The 14,913-nt window shown below is 71.2% G+C and carries 17 protein-coding genes; 8 read left to right on the top strand and 9 right to left on the bottom strand.

Translation table 11 applies throughout. The features are described from left to right. The first annotated feature begins 4 nt into the window (after positions 1–4). Both KF837_34880 and KF837_34875 read left to right on the top strand, forming a co-directional pair. On the top strand, positions 5–733 hold the full coding sequence (locus KF837_34880; GenBank protein ID MBX3232564.1) for a hemerythrin domain-containing protein: 729 nt from the start codon (positions 5–7) through the stop codon (positions 731–733). Further along, the gene (locus KF837_34875; GenBank protein ID MBX3232563.1) at positions 730–2,217 is read left to right on the top strand and encodes a hypothetical protein; all 1,488 of its coding nucleotides are present in this window, start codon (positions 730–732) and stop codon (positions 2,215–2,217) included. The genes KF837_34880 and KF837_34875 overlap by 4 nt, the downstream gene beginning before the upstream one ends. A gap of 20 nt (positions 2,218–2,237) precedes the next feature. Here the strand turns inward: KF837_34875 and KF837_34870 are convergent, their stop codons facing one another. Beyond that, positions 2,238–2,711, bottom strand: coding sequence for a hypothetical protein (locus KF837_34870; protein ID MBX3232562.1), 474 nt, complete (start codon positions 2,709–2,711; stop codon positions 2,238–2,240). 88 nt (positions 2,712–2,799) lie between these two features. On the opposite strand from KF837_34870, the gene KF837_34865 reads away from it, so the two are divergent. The 3 genes from KF837_34865 to KF837_34855 all read left to right on the top strand — a co-directional run bounded on the left by KF837_34865 (position 2,800) and on the right by KF837_34855 (position 4,966). Then, a complete protein-coding gene (locus tag KF837_34865; GenBank protein ID MBX3232561.1) occupies positions 2,800–3,678 on the top strand; it encodes a hypothetical protein in 879 nt (292 codons plus the stop codon). 67 nt (positions 3,679–3,745) lie between these two features. Further along, positions 3,746–4,051 (top strand): SWIM zinc finger family protein, encoded by a 306-nt coding sequence (locus KF837_34860; protein MBX3232560.1) that lies wholly within the window; start codon positions 3,746–3,748, stop codon positions 4,049–4,051. Positions 4,052–4,165: 114 nt separating this feature from the next. After that, positions 4,166–4,966, top strand: coding sequence for a VWA domain-containing protein (locus tag KF837_34855; GenBank protein ID MBX3232559.1), 801 nt, complete (start codon positions 4,166–4,168; stop codon positions 4,964–4,966). 132 nt (positions 4,967–5,098) lie between these two features. Here the strand turns inward: KF837_34855 and KF837_34850 are convergent, their stop codons facing one another. The 5 genes from KF837_34850 to KF837_34830 form a co-directional block, all read right to left on the bottom strand. After that, positions 5,099–6,937 (bottom strand): HNH endonuclease, encoded by a 1,839-nt coding sequence (locus KF837_34850; protein MBX3232558.1) that lies wholly within the window; start codon positions 6,935–6,937, stop codon positions 5,099–5,101. 1,122 nt (positions 6,938–8,059) lie between these two features. Beyond that, on the bottom strand, positions 8,060–8,362 hold the full coding sequence (locus KF837_34845; GenBank protein MBX3232557.1) for a helix-turn-helix transcriptional regulator: 303 nt from the start codon (positions 8,360–8,362) through the stop codon (positions 8,060–8,062). Between the two features lie 338 nt (positions 8,363–8,700). Beyond that, positions 8,701–9,045, bottom strand: coding sequence for a hypothetical protein (locus KF837_34840; protein MBX3232556.1), 345 nt, complete (start codon positions 9,043–9,045; stop codon positions 8,701–8,703). Then, complete coding sequence (locus KF837_34835) at positions 9,018–9,659, bottom strand: tetratricopeptide repeat protein (GenBank protein ID MBX3232555.1); 642 nt, start codon at positions 9,657–9,659, stop codon at positions 9,018–9,020. Before KF837_34835 ends, KF837_34840 begins: the two co-directional genes overlap by 28 nt. Next, positions 9,628–10,194, bottom strand: coding sequence for a hypothetical protein (locus tag KF837_34830; protein MBX3232554.1), 567 nt, complete (start codon positions 10,192–10,194; stop codon positions 9,628–9,630). The genes KF837_34835 and KF837_34830 overlap by 32 nt, the downstream gene beginning before the upstream one ends. A gap of 286 nt (positions 10,195–10,480) precedes the next feature. Between KF837_34830 and KF837_34825 the strand changes: the two genes are divergently transcribed. From KF837_34825 to KF837_34815, 3 genes are all read left to right on the top strand, one after another. Then, entirely contained in the window at positions 10,481–10,768 is a 288-nt protein-coding gene (locus KF837_34825; protein MBX3232553.1) for a winged helix-turn-helix transcriptional regulator, read from the top strand. Then, the gene (locus KF837_34820; protein MBX3232552.1) at positions 10,765–11,430 is read left to right on the top strand and encodes an SdpI family protein; all 666 of its coding nucleotides are present in this window, start codon (positions 10,765–10,767) and stop codon (positions 11,428–11,430) included. Before KF837_34825 ends, KF837_34820 begins: the two co-directional genes overlap by 4 nt. Positions 11,431–11,517: 87 nt before the next feature. Beyond that, entirely contained in the window at positions 11,518–12,669 is a 1,152-nt protein-coding gene (locus KF837_34815) for an alpha/beta fold hydrolase (GenBank protein MBX3232551.1), read from the top strand. Here KF837_34815 and KF837_34810 read toward each other — a convergent pair. From KF837_34810 to KF837_34800, 3 genes are read right to left on the bottom strand one after another with little or no spacing between them, the layout of a single operon-like run. Then, on the bottom strand, positions 12,630–13,688 hold the full coding sequence (locus KF837_34810) for an alcohol dehydrogenase catalytic domain-containing protein (GenBank protein ID MBX3232550.1): 1,059 nt from the start codon (positions 13,686–13,688) through the stop codon (positions 12,630–12,632). The two genes, KF837_34815 and KF837_34810, sit on opposite strands and share 40 nt — an antisense overlap. Before the next feature lie 28 nt (positions 13,689–13,716). Next, positions 13,717–14,544: a hypothetical protein gene (locus tag KF837_34805; GenBank protein ID MBX3232549.1), complete on the bottom strand. Its 828-nt coding sequence runs from the start codon at positions 14,542–14,544 to the stop codon at positions 13,717–13,719. Beyond that, positions 14,541–14,906 carry a hypothetical protein gene (locus tag KF837_34800; protein MBX3232548.1) on the bottom strand — a complete coding sequence of 122 codons (366 nt, stop codon included), beginning with the start codon at positions 14,904–14,906 and terminating at the stop codon, positions 14,541–14,543. The genes KF837_34805 and KF837_34800 overlap by 4 nt, the downstream gene beginning before the upstream one ends. Positions 14,907–14,913: the final 7 nt, after the last annotated feature.

Genomic DNA, 14,913 nt, shown 5'->3' with positions numbered 1-14,913 from the left:
AGGCATGAGCGGTCGACATGCAAAGAGGAAGGGGCGGGCGAACGGGGTCCCCGACGAGGGATTCGAGCTGATCGGAGCCACCCTCGCGGCGGGGGCCGCGAGCGGCGCGGTGCTCGGCGTGATCGCGGGGCCGCCCGGCGTGCTCCTCGGCGGAGGCATCGGCGCGGGCATCGGCCTCCTCGCGGGCGCGACGCTCGACGAAGCGACCCACGCCGCCGAGCGGCACGATCGCGAGCTCGACGAGACGATCGGCGTCACCGCCGGCGACCTCGGCGCGCGCGACGTCCTCGCGTCGAACACGATCGTCGACCGCTCCGGCAAGACCGCCGCCGCGGCCGCGCTCCTCCGCGCCGAGCACGCGCGGCTCGAGGTCATCTACGAGCGCCTCCTCGAGGCGTACCGCGCCGGCGACTGGAACGACGTCCGCGCGGAGTGGGAGGTCTTCGAGCCCGCCCTGCGCGCGCACATGGACCTCGAAGAAAAGAGCGTCTTCCCCGCCTTCCGCGAGGTGGACCCCGACGAGGCGGACTTCCTCCTCGCCGAGCACGACGCGCTCCGCGAGCGGCTCGAGGTGCTCGGCGTCAACGTCGAGCTCCACGCCGTCACGCCGATCGACGCGGCCGAGCTGGTGGAGCGTCTTCGTGCGCACCGCGCGCGCGAGGATCGCCTCCTCTACCCCTGGGTCGACGCGAGCTTCACCGAGCCGATCACCCGCGGAGACCTCGAGCGATGAGAGCGGCGCTCCTCGCCGTCGTCGCGCTCGCCGCCCTCCCCGCGTGCCGGACGCCGCCGCGCGTGGACGACGTGCCGGCCGCCGACGCGACGATCCGCGCGGCGGACTTCACACCACCGCCGGAGCGGCGCCCGGGCGGATGCGAGACGCTCGTCGACGTCGAGGCGCCCGACACGCTCCGGCTCGACGGCGACGTCGCGCTCTACGCGAACGAGCAGATCGGCGTCGCGGTCGTCGACGTCTCCGATCCCGACGCGCCGAAGGTCCTCGGCGTCTCGGAGATCAAGGGCACGCCCGTCGGCGTCTTCGCGCTCGGCGGCGCGGCGGTGGTCGTGTACGCGCCATGGGATCGCGACGCCGTCACGGTCGTGCGCGCGGTCTCGATCGCGCCCGCGACGCCGGGGCGGACGATCGGAGAGCGCGAGCTCGCGGGCGCGCCCCGCGACGCGCGTCGCGTCGGCGACTTCGTCGTCGTGACGCGCGAGACGCCGGCGGGTCGCACCGCGGTCGCCGCGTTCACGCTCGACGCGAACGGCCTCGCGCCGCGCGACGAGCTCGAGCTGCGCGGCAAGAGCGCCGTCGCGGGCGCGGCGCCCACCGGCGTCGCGATCGCGCGCACGAGCGAAGCCGGCGCCGATCGCACCGCGGTCACGTGGCTCGGGCTCGACGCGGGCACCGGCGTCTTCACGCTGCAGGGCACCGCGACGATCGACGGCGTGATCCCGCGCTGGCGCGGCGTCCCGCGCGTGATCGACGTGAGCGAGGACGGACAGGTGCGGCTCGTGACGTGCCCGACCGCGGCGTGCCCCGTCGACGGGCCAGCGGCGTACGCGTCGGTCGACTTCTCGCAGCCCGATCGTCCGCGCGCGATGGCGTGGTCGCTCGTCGCGCGCGCGGGCGACGGCGTCGTCGGGTTCCAGGGCACGCGCCTCGTCGTCGCGCGCCCGGCCGTCGATCGCTCGGACGCGACGGAGCTCGCCTTCTTCCGCACCGACGGGGCGCTCGCGCCCGCGGGCAGCGTCCGCTTGCGCGGGAGCGTCGGCTCGGTCGTGGTCGAGGACAGCGGCGACGTCGTCACCGTCGGCTGGACCGGCAACGCGACGACGGGCCGGCGCGCGATCGTCCATCACGTCGACGGTCGCGGCGTCCCGCGGCTGGTCGGGGCGGCGACGTTCGGCGGCGACTGGACGTGGACCCGCGCCTACGACGACGAGCGGGTGATGGGCTTCGATCGAGGCTCGCTGCTCGCGGCGCTCCCGATGACGACGCTGCGCGGGCGGCATCAGCCCACCGCCGCGGTGCAGGTGCTGTCGCTCGATCCGTCGGGACCGCGCGCGATCGCGGAGAAGCCGGCGCCGTTCGTGGATCGCCTGATGTTCGTCGACGGACGGCTCCTCGCCTTCTCCGCCGACGGCGTCACGGTCGTCCGCCGCGAGGGCGAGCAGGGCGCGGAGCAGACCTGGGACGACCTGCGATCGCGATGAGGTTCATCGACGATCGACGGCTATAGACAGCCGGCGCGCTCGATCTCGGCGACGCGCTTCGCGACGGCGTCGCGCAGCTCGGAGCGGCGGGTGGGATCGAGCGGCGCGAGCGCGAGCGCGGCGCCGGTCGGTGTATCTTCCACGTTCGCGCGGGTGGGCGGCAGCGCCCAGAGGCGGAGCCCGTGGTTGCGCGCGCCTTGGTGGTCGCCGAAGTGGCCGCGGCCGCGATGGCGATCGGCGCCGTTCACGCGCGCCTGGTCGTGCACGCGGAGCCGCAGGTCCTCGACGTTGGAGGCGCGCGTCGAGAAGTGGACCGCGACGCCGTCCTGCGTGTCGGAGACGTGCATGCGCGTTCCGGGGACGCCGAGCGGACACCACTCGACGACGCTCGCGGACTGGAGCGCGTCGGGATCCGCGCCGCCGAGCGCGTACCGAGCGCAGCCGGAGACGCCGAGCAGCAGAGCTGCGCACCACACGTACGCGGAGGGGCCCATGGCTCGAGACGAAGCAACGCGCGCGCCGCGCACGCCTCGCGCGTGGCGCAGGAGCTGCGTGCGGCACTCCGCATGCTCCATCGAGGGCATGCGAACGGATCTAGCCGCTGCGATCGTCCTCGCGATCCTCGGGATCGGAGGAGGCCTCTCGACGCTGGTGAACAGAGCGACGACGAAGCTCCACCGCGACACGGACGAGGAGGTCCGCACGATGTTCCGCGCGGACGCGGAGACGCCGCCGCGCGTCGTCGAGCCCGCCGACCTCGAGCCGCTGCCGCCGCCGGTCCAGCGATGGCTGCAACGATCGGGCGTCGTCGGGCGGCCGGTCGCGCGCGGGATCCGACTCCGGCAGGTGGGCGCGATGCACACGTCGCCGACCGCGGCGTGGTTCCCGGTCCGCGCGGAGCAGTACTTCACCACGAGCGAGCCGCAGTTCGTCTGGTGGATGGAGGGCCGCATGAAGAGGGTGCTCCCGCTCGCGGGTCGCGACGCTTACGTCGACGGCGTGGGCTCGACGCACGTGACGGCGGCGGGGCTCGTCGACGTCGCGAACGCGCGCGGCCGGAAGGTCGATCAAGGCGCGCTCCTCCGCTGGCTCGCGGAGACGGTCTGGTTCCCGTCGGCGGCGCTGGAGCCGTACGTCGTCTGGGAGCACGAGACCGCCCTCACGGCGCGCGCGACGATCACGAGCCACGGCGTGACGGCCGCCGCGGTCTTCGCGTTCGACGAAGACGGTCGCCCGATCGGCTTCGACGCGGAGCGCTACTACGGCGCCGACGGCCCGCTCGAGCACTGGGCGGGCCGCAACACCGAGTGGGGTGTCGTCCGCGGCGTCGAGATCCCGACGCGCGGAGAGGTGACCTGGCATCTGGAGACCGGCAACTTCACGTTCTACCGCTGGCGCATCACCGACGTGGAGGAGGGAGCTCCCTTCCCTTACACCGACGCGAGACCTGAGCCCGACTGAGAGGCCGTCTCCCACTTTGCCGCGAATTTGGCGTTTATATCCAAACATACTTCGATATCCTTCGTTCGTGGCCTCACCGTTCGCGCACGTCCTTCATCAGGCGATGATCGCGAAGCTCGCGCGTGGTCCCGCGTTGGCGCGAGGGCGCGCCTACGCGGCCGAGCGGCGTGTCATGTCGATGGCGCGGAAGGAGACCCAGATCGTGGCGGTCGTTCGAGGGACGTCGTTCTACGCCGTCTCGCTCTGGGTCGGCGACGACGGCCTCGGCTACGTGTGCTCGTGCCCCTGCGGCGCCGAGGGCGACTTCTGCAAGCACTGCGTCGCGGTCGCGGTGACGTGGGTCGAGGCCCATCCGCCCAATCCGCCCAAGTAACGCCCGTCGCGCGCCCGTCCGTCGCAATACGCCCTCGCGCGCCCCGTCCGTTGCATCGTGCAACGCGCGCGCCGTGACTGAATGCGCGACGACGAAGGCTCGTCCTTCGACGACATGCGTTTGCTTCTCTCGTCGCTCGTGCTCCTCGGCTTCTCGGCGCTCTCTTCGCTCACGGCGTGCGGCACGTACCGCGGCGAGGCCAACGGCGGGGCCCTCGACCTCACGCCATCTGCTCCTTCTGGCGCGTCTGGCCCGTCTGCTCCGCGGTTCTCGCGGCCGAGCCTCAACGTCAGCTTCGCCGTCACGGGCCAGACGAACGCGGCGGTTGCGTCGTACGCCAGCGTGTCGGCCGCGACGCACGGGACGGCGACGCTCGCGACGAGGAACGACACCGAGGCTGTACGCCGCGCGCTGTTCCCTTCCATCGTCCGCGGCCAGGCGCTCGACGTCGTCTTCGTCGTGGACACGACGGCGTCGATGGGGTGGGCGATGACCTCGGTGAAGAGTGAGCTGCACGCGGTGGTGACGACGCTGGCGGCGACGAACCCCGACGTGCGCTACGGCGTCGTCGCGTTCCGCGATCGCGGTGACTCGTTCGAATCGAAGGTCGGCTTTCGTTTGGACGGCGATCAGCGGCAGGTGCACGCGGCGATCGACTGGCTGACCCCGCTGGGCGGCGGCGACTACCCGGAGCACGTCCACGCGGGGCTCGACGCCGGCCTCCGCGGCGCCGGCGCCTGGCGCCCCCAAGCCGCGCACCACGTCGTGGTGATCGGCGACGCCCCGGCGCAAGACTACCCCGACGATCCACGCACCTTCCGCAGCGTGACGGAGGAGGCACGACGCCAACAGGTCCGAGTCCACACCGTATCGATCGCCTGCGCCTTCATCTGCCACAAGGAGCTAGGCCTCTAACCCCACCGCGACCGAGCGCGCAAGGCAGCCGCCTCCATCCGCAAGCCGGATGCGTGAAGCAGACGCTCTCCCCGCGGTGTCTGCTCTTCGTCGCCAGCACCTTCGCGAACGCGTGCTCGCCGCGATCGACGTCTACGTGAGCAGGCGAAGCGCAGCGCGCACGGCGACGTCGAGCGGCTCCGACCACACCACCGATGGCAGTCGCGCAAGCGCGGTGCCCACATCTCGCTCGCGAAACCCAAGCCGAACGAGCGCAAAGCGAACGATCTCCCACGGTGTCCGCTCATCACGCAGCACCGGCGCGAACGCACCAATCGCCCCGCACCGACACGGATCAACCGCGCCAGCGTCGCCCGAGTGACCCCCGCCCCCATCCGCCAGCACGGAATCAACGCTCACGTTCGCCCTGCCGCCCCCCGTACCGGCCATCGCGACGCTCCCCCCCACATCGTGGGCACGCAAGCTCGTCGCACCGACGACGTCCATTCCGACCGCCGGGACACTTCCGTCCGGATCGGGGCCACGCGAGCTCGTCGCGCCGGCGACCTTCGTTTCGGCCGCCGGAGCACTCCCGCCCACGTCGGGGCCACGCGAGCTCGTCGCACTGACGACGTCCATTCCGACCGCCGGGACACTCCCGTCCACCTCGGGGCCACGCAAGCTCGTCGCACCGGCGACCTTCGTTCTGGCCGCCTCGGCGCTTGCCAGGTCCGTTGCTGGAGAGGAGGCGCTGGCCGCGGCCGTCGTTCCGACTGGCGAGTCGATCAGGTTCGGGGGCGCGCTATGGTCGACGGCGGCGGCCCGCGCGGCGCGCGCCTCCTCGATCTTGCGCGTGATGTGTTCGGCGCCGAAGGCCTGCTCCGCGACGAGCCGATTGTGTGCTCTGCAGAGGAGCCGGACGTTCTCGAGCGTGCCGGCGCCGCCGAGCGCACGCGGCTGACGATGATCGACCTCGAGCCAGTCTCGCGACAGACAGCGCTCGCCGTCCGCGCCGACGAAGGTGCACTGCCCCGCGTCACGTTCATGGACCTCGCGCAGCGTCTCGCGCGAGACGTTGCCCGGATCCGCGCGGCCCTTGCTCCTCCGCGGATGCTTCGCCTTTCCGAGCTTCGTCTTCTCGAGGTGCAAGAGCAGCAGATCGAGCGCGCGCTCGATCACCACCGCCAGGTCGCCGTTCGGGTTCACGTGCCGCAGGAGCGCGCGTGCCAGCTCGAGCTTGTCACGCAGCTCCGCCGCGGCCGTGAACATGATCTGAAAACGCTCGACCGTGAGCGGCAAGAGCTGTGCGCTCGGCGACGGCGACGACGCAGACCCGGCGAACGCCGGCGTGGCGGCGTTCACGGCCGCCGCATCGGTCACGAGCTCGCGCTGCGTGGCGAGCGGTCGAATCGTGTCGGGCACGTCGGGCTTCGGTGCGTGCTTCGCGACGAGGAGATCGAGCTGCGTGCGTGACTTGCCGCTCGCTTCGGCGATGAGGTCAGTGACGTTCGCCTCCGTGAAGAGCGCGCGGAGCTGCAGTACGCCGGAGAGGTGCATGCGCCCGTCACCGATCGCCTCGACGAGCTCCGGGAAGCGCGCGCCCAGCCGCGCAGCGGCGATCCGCCGCGACGCCTGGTCCTCGCTCAGCCCGAGCTTCCGTGTGCAGAAGTCGTGCAGCGACGAGCACGCTTGCTCGAGATGGAGCCGTCGTTTCTCGACTTCGATGAGGTAGGCGAGCATCGCCGCGACAGCGCGACGCTCATCACCAAGGACGCGACAAAGCGCGGATAGGAGCTGTTCGTTCGAGAGGTCATCGATGCGCATGACCTCTCGTACCACGCGATTTTTCAGCCTCTTCAGCGCCTCGAGGTCGACCGCGCGAGGGCATCGATCCGAAATGAATCGTCGCCCTTCCGAAACGCGCACCACGTGTCTGCCATGCGCGGCGCGGGGTCGTCGAAGGGGCCACTCGCTTCGTCGCGCGCTCGTCACTCCAGAAACCGTCAAGCACCACGAACCAAGCGGAGGCATTTCGCTCCCACTCACACTCCTCAACGCTTCTGAACATCGGCGATGGCGAAAGGCGTGTCGCGCACATACTCCACTCCGCATGGCGGCTCCTCCGACGCCGTGCTTGGACGACACGCCCCCGCTGCCTGCCGAATGAGCGCGCGGCCGGCGCGCAGCTACACCACGCCGTCGACGACATGACCTCGGAACAGCACAGCACCGCGCCGTCGACGGACCTCGAGACAGCACCGCGCGCGATACCGCCGCAAGGCCGCAGAGCAGTTAAGGCCACGCCGTCGACGGCACAACTCCGTACAGCACCGCGCGATACGAATGCGAGGCCGCGGCGGATGGCAGCACGACGCGACGGCTCGACGCGCGTCCCAGACGAAGCGCGCGCGATACCGAGGCGCGGAGGGGCACGGGCCGGGGCGCCGCCTGACGAAGCGTGCCATATACGCGGGGCGGGGGGCGCGCGAAGAGACACGCTCGATACGGCGGGGTAGAGAGCGGCACGCGCGGCGAGACGACGCTCGATACCGCAGGCGCGAGTGGCACACGGGCCGGGCGCGGCCCAGACGAAGCGCGGGGGCGGAGGGCGCGCGAAGAGACACGCGCGATACGGCGGGGTAGAGAGCGGCACGCGCGGCGAGACGATGCGCGATACCGCGGGGAGGAGGTCGTTGCGCAGGCGCGGCGAGACGATGCGCGATACCGCGGAGAGCGGAGGGCCACGCGCGGCGCGCGGCATGACGATGCGCGCGGGACCGAGGCGCGGGAGGGCGCGGTGAGACGACGCGCGATACCGCGGGAGAGCGGAGGGGCTCGCGCGGCGCGCGGCATGACGATGCGCGCGGGACCGAGGACGGCGCGCAGGAGCGGCGAGACGATGCGCGATACCGCGGAGAGCGGAGGGGCTCGCGCGACGCGCGGCATGACGATGCGCGCGGGACCGAGGACGGCGCGCAGGAGCGGCGAGACGATGCGCGATAGCGCGCGCAGCGGAGGGGCACGCGTGGCGCGCGGCCAGACGATGCGCCGCACCATACGCGGGGGCCGAGGGCGCCGCGCGGTGAGGCGACGCGCGGTTACCGCGCGGCTCGGTCAGACGCGTTTGCCTGGTGGGGGCTTTTTGGAGCCGCCTGGGGTGTCGCGGAAAGAGAGGATGACCTCGACGCCGAGGGCGATGGCGATTCGGTCGAGCATGCGGAGGGTGATGTTTTGGCCTGCCTCGATCCTTCGGACGTTCTGGGCGGCCGTGCCGAGGAGCTCCGCCATCCGCTCTGTCGTGATTCCCTTCGATTTTCGGAGCGCGACGAGCTGCCGGATCGTTCGGGCGACGAAAGCGTTGGGGTTCCTGGACACAGACCAGCAGGGCCCCAATCGGCGGCGGCCCACTAGCATCATTCATGATGCGTACCTAAGCTAATTCGATGTTCTTCGTGCCGAGAACGCTGGGCGAGCTGCTCAAGTTGCTCCTCGAAGAGATACGAAAACGCGCGCGCGAGCGGCGACGGTTGGGGCTCCGCCGCCGCCGGCGCACCACCGGACGATGACCGCAGAACCGCGACCGCAGAACCGCGACCGCGAAACCGGGACCGGGACCGGGACCGCGCCGCCGCGACCGCGCGGGACCACAACAGCACGAAGCCGCCGACGCGCGGGACCACAACAGCGCGCCGCCACAACCGCACGGCGCCACAACCGCACGGCGCCACAACCGCGCGCCGCAGAGGCGATCACTCCTAGAAGTCGGCGCGTGTGAAGCGGGTGGCGATGGTTGCGGATACACGCTGCGCGCGGTCCGTTACGCGTGACGAGAGTTGCTGGAACTCGGGGCGGGGGCGGATGGGATCGAGAAGCGGGCAGCGTTCGAGCCAGAGTACGTCGATGAGGCCCTGCTCGGTCGATACTCGCAACGCCTCCAGCGCCTGGTCGAGCGCGCCCAACGCGCAGCGTAGCTCCGCGCGGAACTGCGCGTTCAAGGACGCGCGGCGTGGCGGGACCGACGCGTCGTACGGGAGCTGCGCCTCCATGCTCGCGTCCGCCAGCCGCTCGGCCGTCACTCGGCCGAGTGGGATGTCGAGCATCGACGTGACCATCTTCCGCGGCGCGGGTGGGAGCTTCGCTTGGTCCACGATCGCCTGCAGCCGCTCCGCGCTCTCACGATCGGCGTGCCACACCGCGTCGCGCGTCTGGATGAGGATCCACGGCAGCGCGTCGCCGAGCTGCGACGGCATCTCTCCGAGAGCTCACGCATCTTTGCGCGCTCGCCCAGCATCGCGTGGACGCGCGCCTGATGGTGACGCGCGACGACGACCTCCGGATCGATCGCGAGGACACGCTCGAACAACGCGAGCGACTCCTCGACCCGACCCACCTCGCTCATGATGCGCGCGAGCCAGTCGAGCGCGTCGACCGAGTTCGGCGCGACCCCCAGCGCCGTACGCAGATGCCCCACCGCCGCCTCGGGCTGGTTCGTCTGCAACGCGAGGAGCGCGCGCGCCACCTGCGCCTCCGGCTGATGAGGATCCACGCCGAGCGCTCGCTGCGCCAGCGCCTGCGCTCGCGCCGCCGTCTCCGGACCGAAGAACTCGAGGCCATAGACCCGCGCGAGCGAGAGCGCCAGCGTCCCCGTGATGCGCGCGTCGTCCGGAGCCAGCTCGTGCGCCTCACCGAGCAGCTGCACCGACTCGCGCGCCACGTCGAGCCACCCGCGACGCAGGAGGAAACGACCGCGCAGGAAGAGATCCTGCGCCCGCGCACGCGCCTCCTGCGCGAACGTGATCGACGACGACGAGGCGCTCACCGCAGGAGCAGCCGGCGCCGCCGGAGCAAGAGCAGAAGCAAAAGCAGGAACCAGGAACACGCGCGGGCGCCGGCGCCGCGAGCGCCTGCGCGATCGTCGCCGCCGCTTCGTCGGCGATCGTGAGCACGTCGGCCGGCTTGCGCTCGAAGCGCTGGGCCCAGAGCTGAAAGCCGTCCTCGACCGCGATCAACCGGAACGTCACCCGAACGAGCTCCCCCTGACGACGAAGCGAACCGTCGACGACCACGTCCACGTCGACCGCGCGCCCGATCGAACGAACGTCGCGCTGCGGATCGGTGTACTGCGCGGTCTCGCCGCGCGGGCGCGCCAGCACGCCCGCCGTGACGCTGAGCGAGTCGACGAGATCCTCGCACACGTTCTGGACGAGGTACTCGTCGCCGGCGGGTCCGAGGTTCAGGATCGGCAGCACCGCCAGCACCCGCGCGCCGCGCGCGTGCGTGCGCCCGAGCGTGAGCGGCAGCGCCGAGCAAGCCGCGGAGCGGCTACCAACCGCCCACGATCGCGGGCAAGACGTCGCCGGAGCTCTCGAGGGCACCGACGCGTGCCGGCGACACGATCGTCATCGATGCCTCGTCGTCCCGCATGAACCGAACGCTCGATCGTACCACCCACCTCACGAATGCCGAGGCCGCCCCTTGACATTCAGGCCTCTGACACTATTTGAAGATTATCAAAACATCAAACAGTGTTGCGAAATGCGAACCCAGGAAGTCTTCAAAGCCATTTCGGATCCGACCCGACGGAGAGTGCTGAAGCTGCTCCAGGGCGGATCGAAAACGGCGGGCGAGCTCGCCGAGGCGTTCGACATCACGAAGGGCTCGCTGTCGCACCACTTCAACGTCCTCAAGGCGGCCGATCTCGTTCGTTGCGAGCGGCGCGGACAGCAGATCGTCTACTCGCTCAACACGACGGTCTTCGAGGACGTCGCGGCGTTGCTTCTCGACCTCTTCCGGGTCGACAAGCGGAAAGGAGAGCATCGATGAAAGTGAACCGCACCCAGCTCCTCAGCCTCGGCCTCGTCGTCCTCGCCTTCGTACTGGCTGCGGTGCTCTACCCACGCTTGCCCGAGTCGGTGCCCACGCACTGGAACGTGAAGGGCGAGGCGGACGGCTTCACGCCGAAGCCGTGGGGACCGTTCGTGCTGCCGCTCGTGATGGCCGGCGTTCACGCGCTCCTCGTCGTCCTCCCGCGGATCTCTCCGCGCGGCTACCGCATCGATCGGTTCCGCGGCACGTTCGAGATCATCCAAGCGTCCGTCGTCGCGTTCCTCTTCCTCGTGAGCTTGCTCGTGCTGCTGGCGGGGATCGGCGCGGCCGTCCCGATGAACCGCGCGATCCACGCCGGCGCCGGCCTCCTCTTCGTGGTGCTCGGGAACTTCATGGGCAAGCTGACCAAGAACTTCTTCGTCGGCATCCGCACGCCCTGGACCCTCGCGAGCGACGAGGTCTGGCTCCGCACCCATCGCCTGGGAGGGAAGCTCTTCGTCCTCGCCGGCGTCGTCCTCGTCGTCTCCGGCCTCCTCGGCGGTGGAGCGATCCCGATGCTCGTCGCGATCGCGCTCGCGTGCGGAGTCCCGGCCGTCTACTCGTACGTCGCCTACCGGCGCATCGAAGACGTCAAGAACACCTCCCACGGCGAGACGTGAGTGGACACCGACTCGACGACGGACCTGCTCCTCACCGCGTTGCAGACGCGCGACCTCGCGGCGGCCACCGCGAGGTTCGACGCAGCGATGAAGGCCGCGCTGCCGCCGGATAAGCTCGGCGCGACGTGGGACGCGCTGATCGCGCAGCTCGGGGCGCTCCGCGGGTGGACGATCGTTCGACGCGCCCACACGGACGGGAAGGACGTCCGCGTCGCGCGGCTCGACTTCGAACGCGGCGTGCTGCTCGCCCTCGTCTCGATCGCCCCGCCGAGCCAGGAGATCGCCGGCCTCTTCTTCAAGCCCGCCCCGACGGAGGCGACGACCGCGCCCTACGTCGACCTCTCCGCCTTCCGCGCCGAGGAGGTCTCCGTCGGCCGCGCGCCGTTCGTCTTGCAGGGCACGCTCACGGTCCCGAACGGCGCCGGGCCGTTCCCCGCCGCCGTGCTGGTGCACGGATCAGGACCGCACGATCGCGACGAGACGATCGGCGCGAACCGACCGTTCAAGGACATCGCGGAGGGCCTCTCTTCGCGCGGCGTGGCCGTCCTTCGCTACGAGAAGCGCACGTTCCAACACGGCGCGAAGCTCGACGACACGATCACCCTCGACGACGAGGTCGTCGTCGACGCGGTCGCGGCGGTGGACCTCCTGCGAGCGAGATCCGACGTCGACGCCGGGCGCGTCTTCGTGATCGGCCACAGCCTCGGCGCGCTCCTCGCCCCCGAGATCGCCGCTCGCGCGGCGCCGGTCGCGGGGGCGATCCTGCTCGCGCCTCCGGGTCGCCCGCCGTGGGACTCCGTCCTCGCGCAGATGCGCTACCTCGAGGCGCCTCCCGCCATCCTCGCGGAGGTCGAAGCGGCGATCGATCTCCTGAAGGCGGGGAAGCTCGGCGCGGGGAAGCTCCTCGGCGCCCCCGCCTCGTACTGGCAAGACTGGGCCGCGCGCGACGGCGTCGCGACGGCGAAGGAGCTCGGCAAGCCGATCCTCGTCCTTCGCGGAGAGCGGGACTACCAGGTCACCGACGAGGACGTCGCGACCTGGCGGGACGGCCTCTCCGCCGCGGAGGACGCCGTCTTCGTCACCGTCCCCCACGCGAACCACTTGTTGATCCCCGGCCACGGAAAGCCCGGACCGGCCGAATACGAGACGCCGGGCCACGTCGACGCGTCCGTCGTGGCCCGGCTCGCCGACTTCGTCCTTCAGGGCCGGATCGCGACCTTCATCACGCCGTCGCGTTGATGCGCGAAGAGGTCGTACGCCTCTTCGATGCGGTCGAGCGCGAAGGAGTGCGTGACCAGCTTCTCGAAGGGGGCGCGGCGCGCGGCGACGATGCTCATGAGGCGCCGCATCCGCTCCTTTCCGCCGGGGCAGAGCGTGGTCACGACGGTGTGATCGCCGAGGCCCGCCGCGATCGCGTCGAGCGGCATCGCGAGGTGGCCCGAGTAGACGCCGAGGCTCGACACCGTGCCGCCGGGGCGGACCGATCGCAGCGCGCGCTCGAACGTCTCCTGCTTCCCGAGCGCCTCGATCGCGACGTCGGCGCCGCCGTTCGTCAGCCGCTTCACCTCCGCGACCACGTCCTGCTGCGTGAAGTCGAGCACGACGTCCGCGCCCATCGCCTTCGCCATCTCGAGCCGCGCCGGCACGCTGTCGACGCCGATGACGAGCGACGCGCCCGACATCTTCGCGCCCGCCGTCGCGCAGAGGCCGATCGGGCCCTGCGCGTAGACGACGACCGCGTCGCCGAGCCGCACATGCCCGCGCTCCGACGCGGAGAAACCGGTCGACATGATGTCGGGGCAGAGGATGACCTCCTCGTCCTTCAGCCCGGCCGGGATCTTCGCGAGGTTGGCCTGCGCGTTCGGGACGATCACGTAGTCGGCCTGACACCCGTCGATCGTGTTCCCGAAGCGCCAGCCGCCGAGCGCCTGGTAGCCGTCACCGCCGCGCGAGCACTGCGCCGCGCTGCCGGAGAGGCAGGCGCGGCACTGGCCGCAGGGCGTGATCGCGCCGGCGATGACGCGGTCGCCGCGCGCGTAGCCCTCGACGCCGGGGCCGATCTCCTCGACGACGCCGACGAGCTCGTGTCCGACGATCAGGCCCTCACGAACCGGGTATTCGGCCTTCAGGATGTGGACGTCGGTCCCGCAGATGGTCGTCAACGTCGTCCGGACGAGCACCTCCCCGTAATTGGGAATCGGCCGCGCGACCTCGCGGAGCTTGATCTTGCCTTTTCCCTCGAACCGCGCAGCGCGCATCGTCGTCGCCATGTCGTTCCTCGCTTTCCTATTGCTCTCGCGGTGAGGACAGCGGCTCGCTGCCCGTCCGAACGAGATAACCCTCTACGTCGACCGGAATCCTCATCAGGAGGTGGCTCTCCTTTTCGGGATATCGGCCGTAAATCCTCACTTCGTACGGACCGGCGTGGCCCGCGCGCAGGCGCACGTCCTGCATTCCACGATCGAGCACGACGCGCCCGCTCGTGCTCGTCACCGGGACGCCGGCGGGCGCGAGCGTGACCCAGCGCTGGTCGATCGCCACCCCGTCGACGGGCCGGCCGAAGCGCACCACCACGTCGTCTCCGGCCTTCACCGTCGTGCGCTCCACCCACGCGAAGGTCCGGTCGGGCCCCTTCTCCGCGCGCTCCTTGATCCCGCGCAGCATCGCGCGCTCCATGACGAAGTGCGCCGGCTCGAACGCCATGAAGAGCACCGGCGCGAGCGGCACCGGGACGTCGCCCGCGTGCGTTCGGACGTGCAAGCGCGACGTGCGCTCCGAGGTCGGCTCGACCTCGAAGACCGAATGGCGGAGCGCGAGCAGACGGCCCTCCTCGACGTGATCGACCTCCCACCCGAGGCGATCGGCGAAGAGCCCGCCGAGCGGCGCGCCGCGGTCCTGGCCGATCTGGACGAGCCACGACCACACGACCGAGGCCGGCGCGTCGATCGCGATCGCGCGATCGCCGGCGCGCTCGGGCGTCGCGGAGCGCTCGTCGCCGGGCAGCCGCTCGCTCCGCTCCTCCGCGGTCGATCCCCAGTCGCGCTGCCACGGACGCACCGCGACCAGGAGCGCGAGGTACACCACGAGCGCGTACGCCAGGACGGAGCGGATCATGTCGTGACCCTCCTCGGCTCCGCCGGCGCGGTGAGGATGTCCGAGAACGCGAGCAGCAGCACGTCGCCGAGGACGGCGGCGATCGACCGCGACGCCGACGGCGCGCTGATGACGACGAGGAGGAGCGAGGCGAGCACGCCGAGCTTCACGAGGCCGCCCCAGACGTGGCGCAGGCCCGCGACGTTCCACGCCCCGAACCCGGCCGCGACGAACCCCGGCGTCGCGATCGCGAAGAGGACCGTGCCGACGACGAGCTCGATCCCCTGCCGCGCGTCCTGCACCGCGGTGCCGAGCGCGACGTGCGCGAGCCCGTGCAGGATCAACGCGAGCCCGACCGTCCTCTTCGCCAGGAGCGTTCGCATGCCGCCC

Source organism: Labilithrix sp., assembly GCA_019637155.1.
In the GTDB taxonomy this organism is placed as follows: domain Bacteria; phylum Myxococcota_A; class Polyangia; order Polyangiales; family Polyangiaceae; genus Labilithrix.
The sequence above is the reverse complement of the archived record's forward strand: the minus strand, read 5'-3'. Positions and strand labels throughout refer to the sequence as shown.

What these genes read in the sequence shown, in the direction of transcription:
- KF837_34870 (MBX3232562.1), bottom strand. Translation starts at nt 2,711, where the DNA reads ATGGGCCCCTCCGCGTACGTGTGGTGCGCAGCTCTGCTGCTCGGCGTC.
- KF837_34875 (MBX3232563.1), top strand. Translation starts at nt 730, where the DNA reads ATGAGAGCGGCGCTCCTCGCCGTCGTCGCGCTCGCCGCCCTCCCCGCG.
- KF837_34880 (MBX3232564.1), top strand. Translation starts at nt 5, where the DNA reads ATGAGCGGTCGACATGCAAAGAGGAAGGGGCGGGCGAACGGGGTCCCC.
- KF837_34825 (MBX3232553.1), top strand. Translation starts at nt 10,481, where the DNA reads ATGCGAACCCAGGAAGTCTTCAAAGCCATTTCGGATCCGACCCGACGG.
- KF837_34800 (MBX3232548.1), bottom strand. Translation starts at nt 14,906, where the DNA reads ATGCGAACGCTCCTGGCGAAGAGGACGGTCGGGCTCGCGTTGATCCTG.
- KF837_34865 (MBX3232561.1), top strand. Translation starts at nt 2,800, where the DNA reads ATGCGAACGGATCTAGCCGCTGCGATCGTCCTCGCGATCCTCGGGATC.
- KF837_34845 (MBX3232557.1), bottom strand. Translation starts at nt 8,362, where the DNA reads ATGATGCTAGTGGGCCGCCGCCGATTGGGGCCCTGCTGGTCTGTGTCC.
- KF837_34815 (MBX3232551.1), top strand. Translation starts at nt 11,518, where the DNA reads ATGAAGGCCGCGCTGCCGCCGGATAAGCTCGGCGCGACGTGGGACGCG.
- KF837_34810 (MBX3232550.1), bottom strand. Translation starts at nt 13,688, where the DNA reads ATGCGCGCTGCGCGGTTCGAGGGAAAAGGCAAGATCAAGCTCCGCGAG.
- KF837_34820 (MBX3232552.1), top strand. Translation starts at nt 10,765, where the DNA reads ATGAAAGTGAACCGCACCCAGCTCCTCAGCCTCGGCCTCGTCGTCCTC.
- KF837_34805 (MBX3232549.1), bottom strand. Translation starts at nt 14,544, where the DNA reads ATGATCCGCTCCGTCCTGGCGTACGCGCTCGTGGTGTACCTCGCGCTC.
- KF837_34840 (MBX3232556.1), bottom strand. Translation starts at nt 9,045, where the DNA reads ATGCTCGACATCCCACTCGGCCGAGTGACGGCCGAGCGGCTGGCGGAC.
- KF837_34855 (MBX3232559.1), top strand. Translation starts at nt 4,166, where the DNA reads ATGCGTTTGCTTCTCTCGTCGCTCGTGCTCCTCGGCTTCTCGGCGCTC.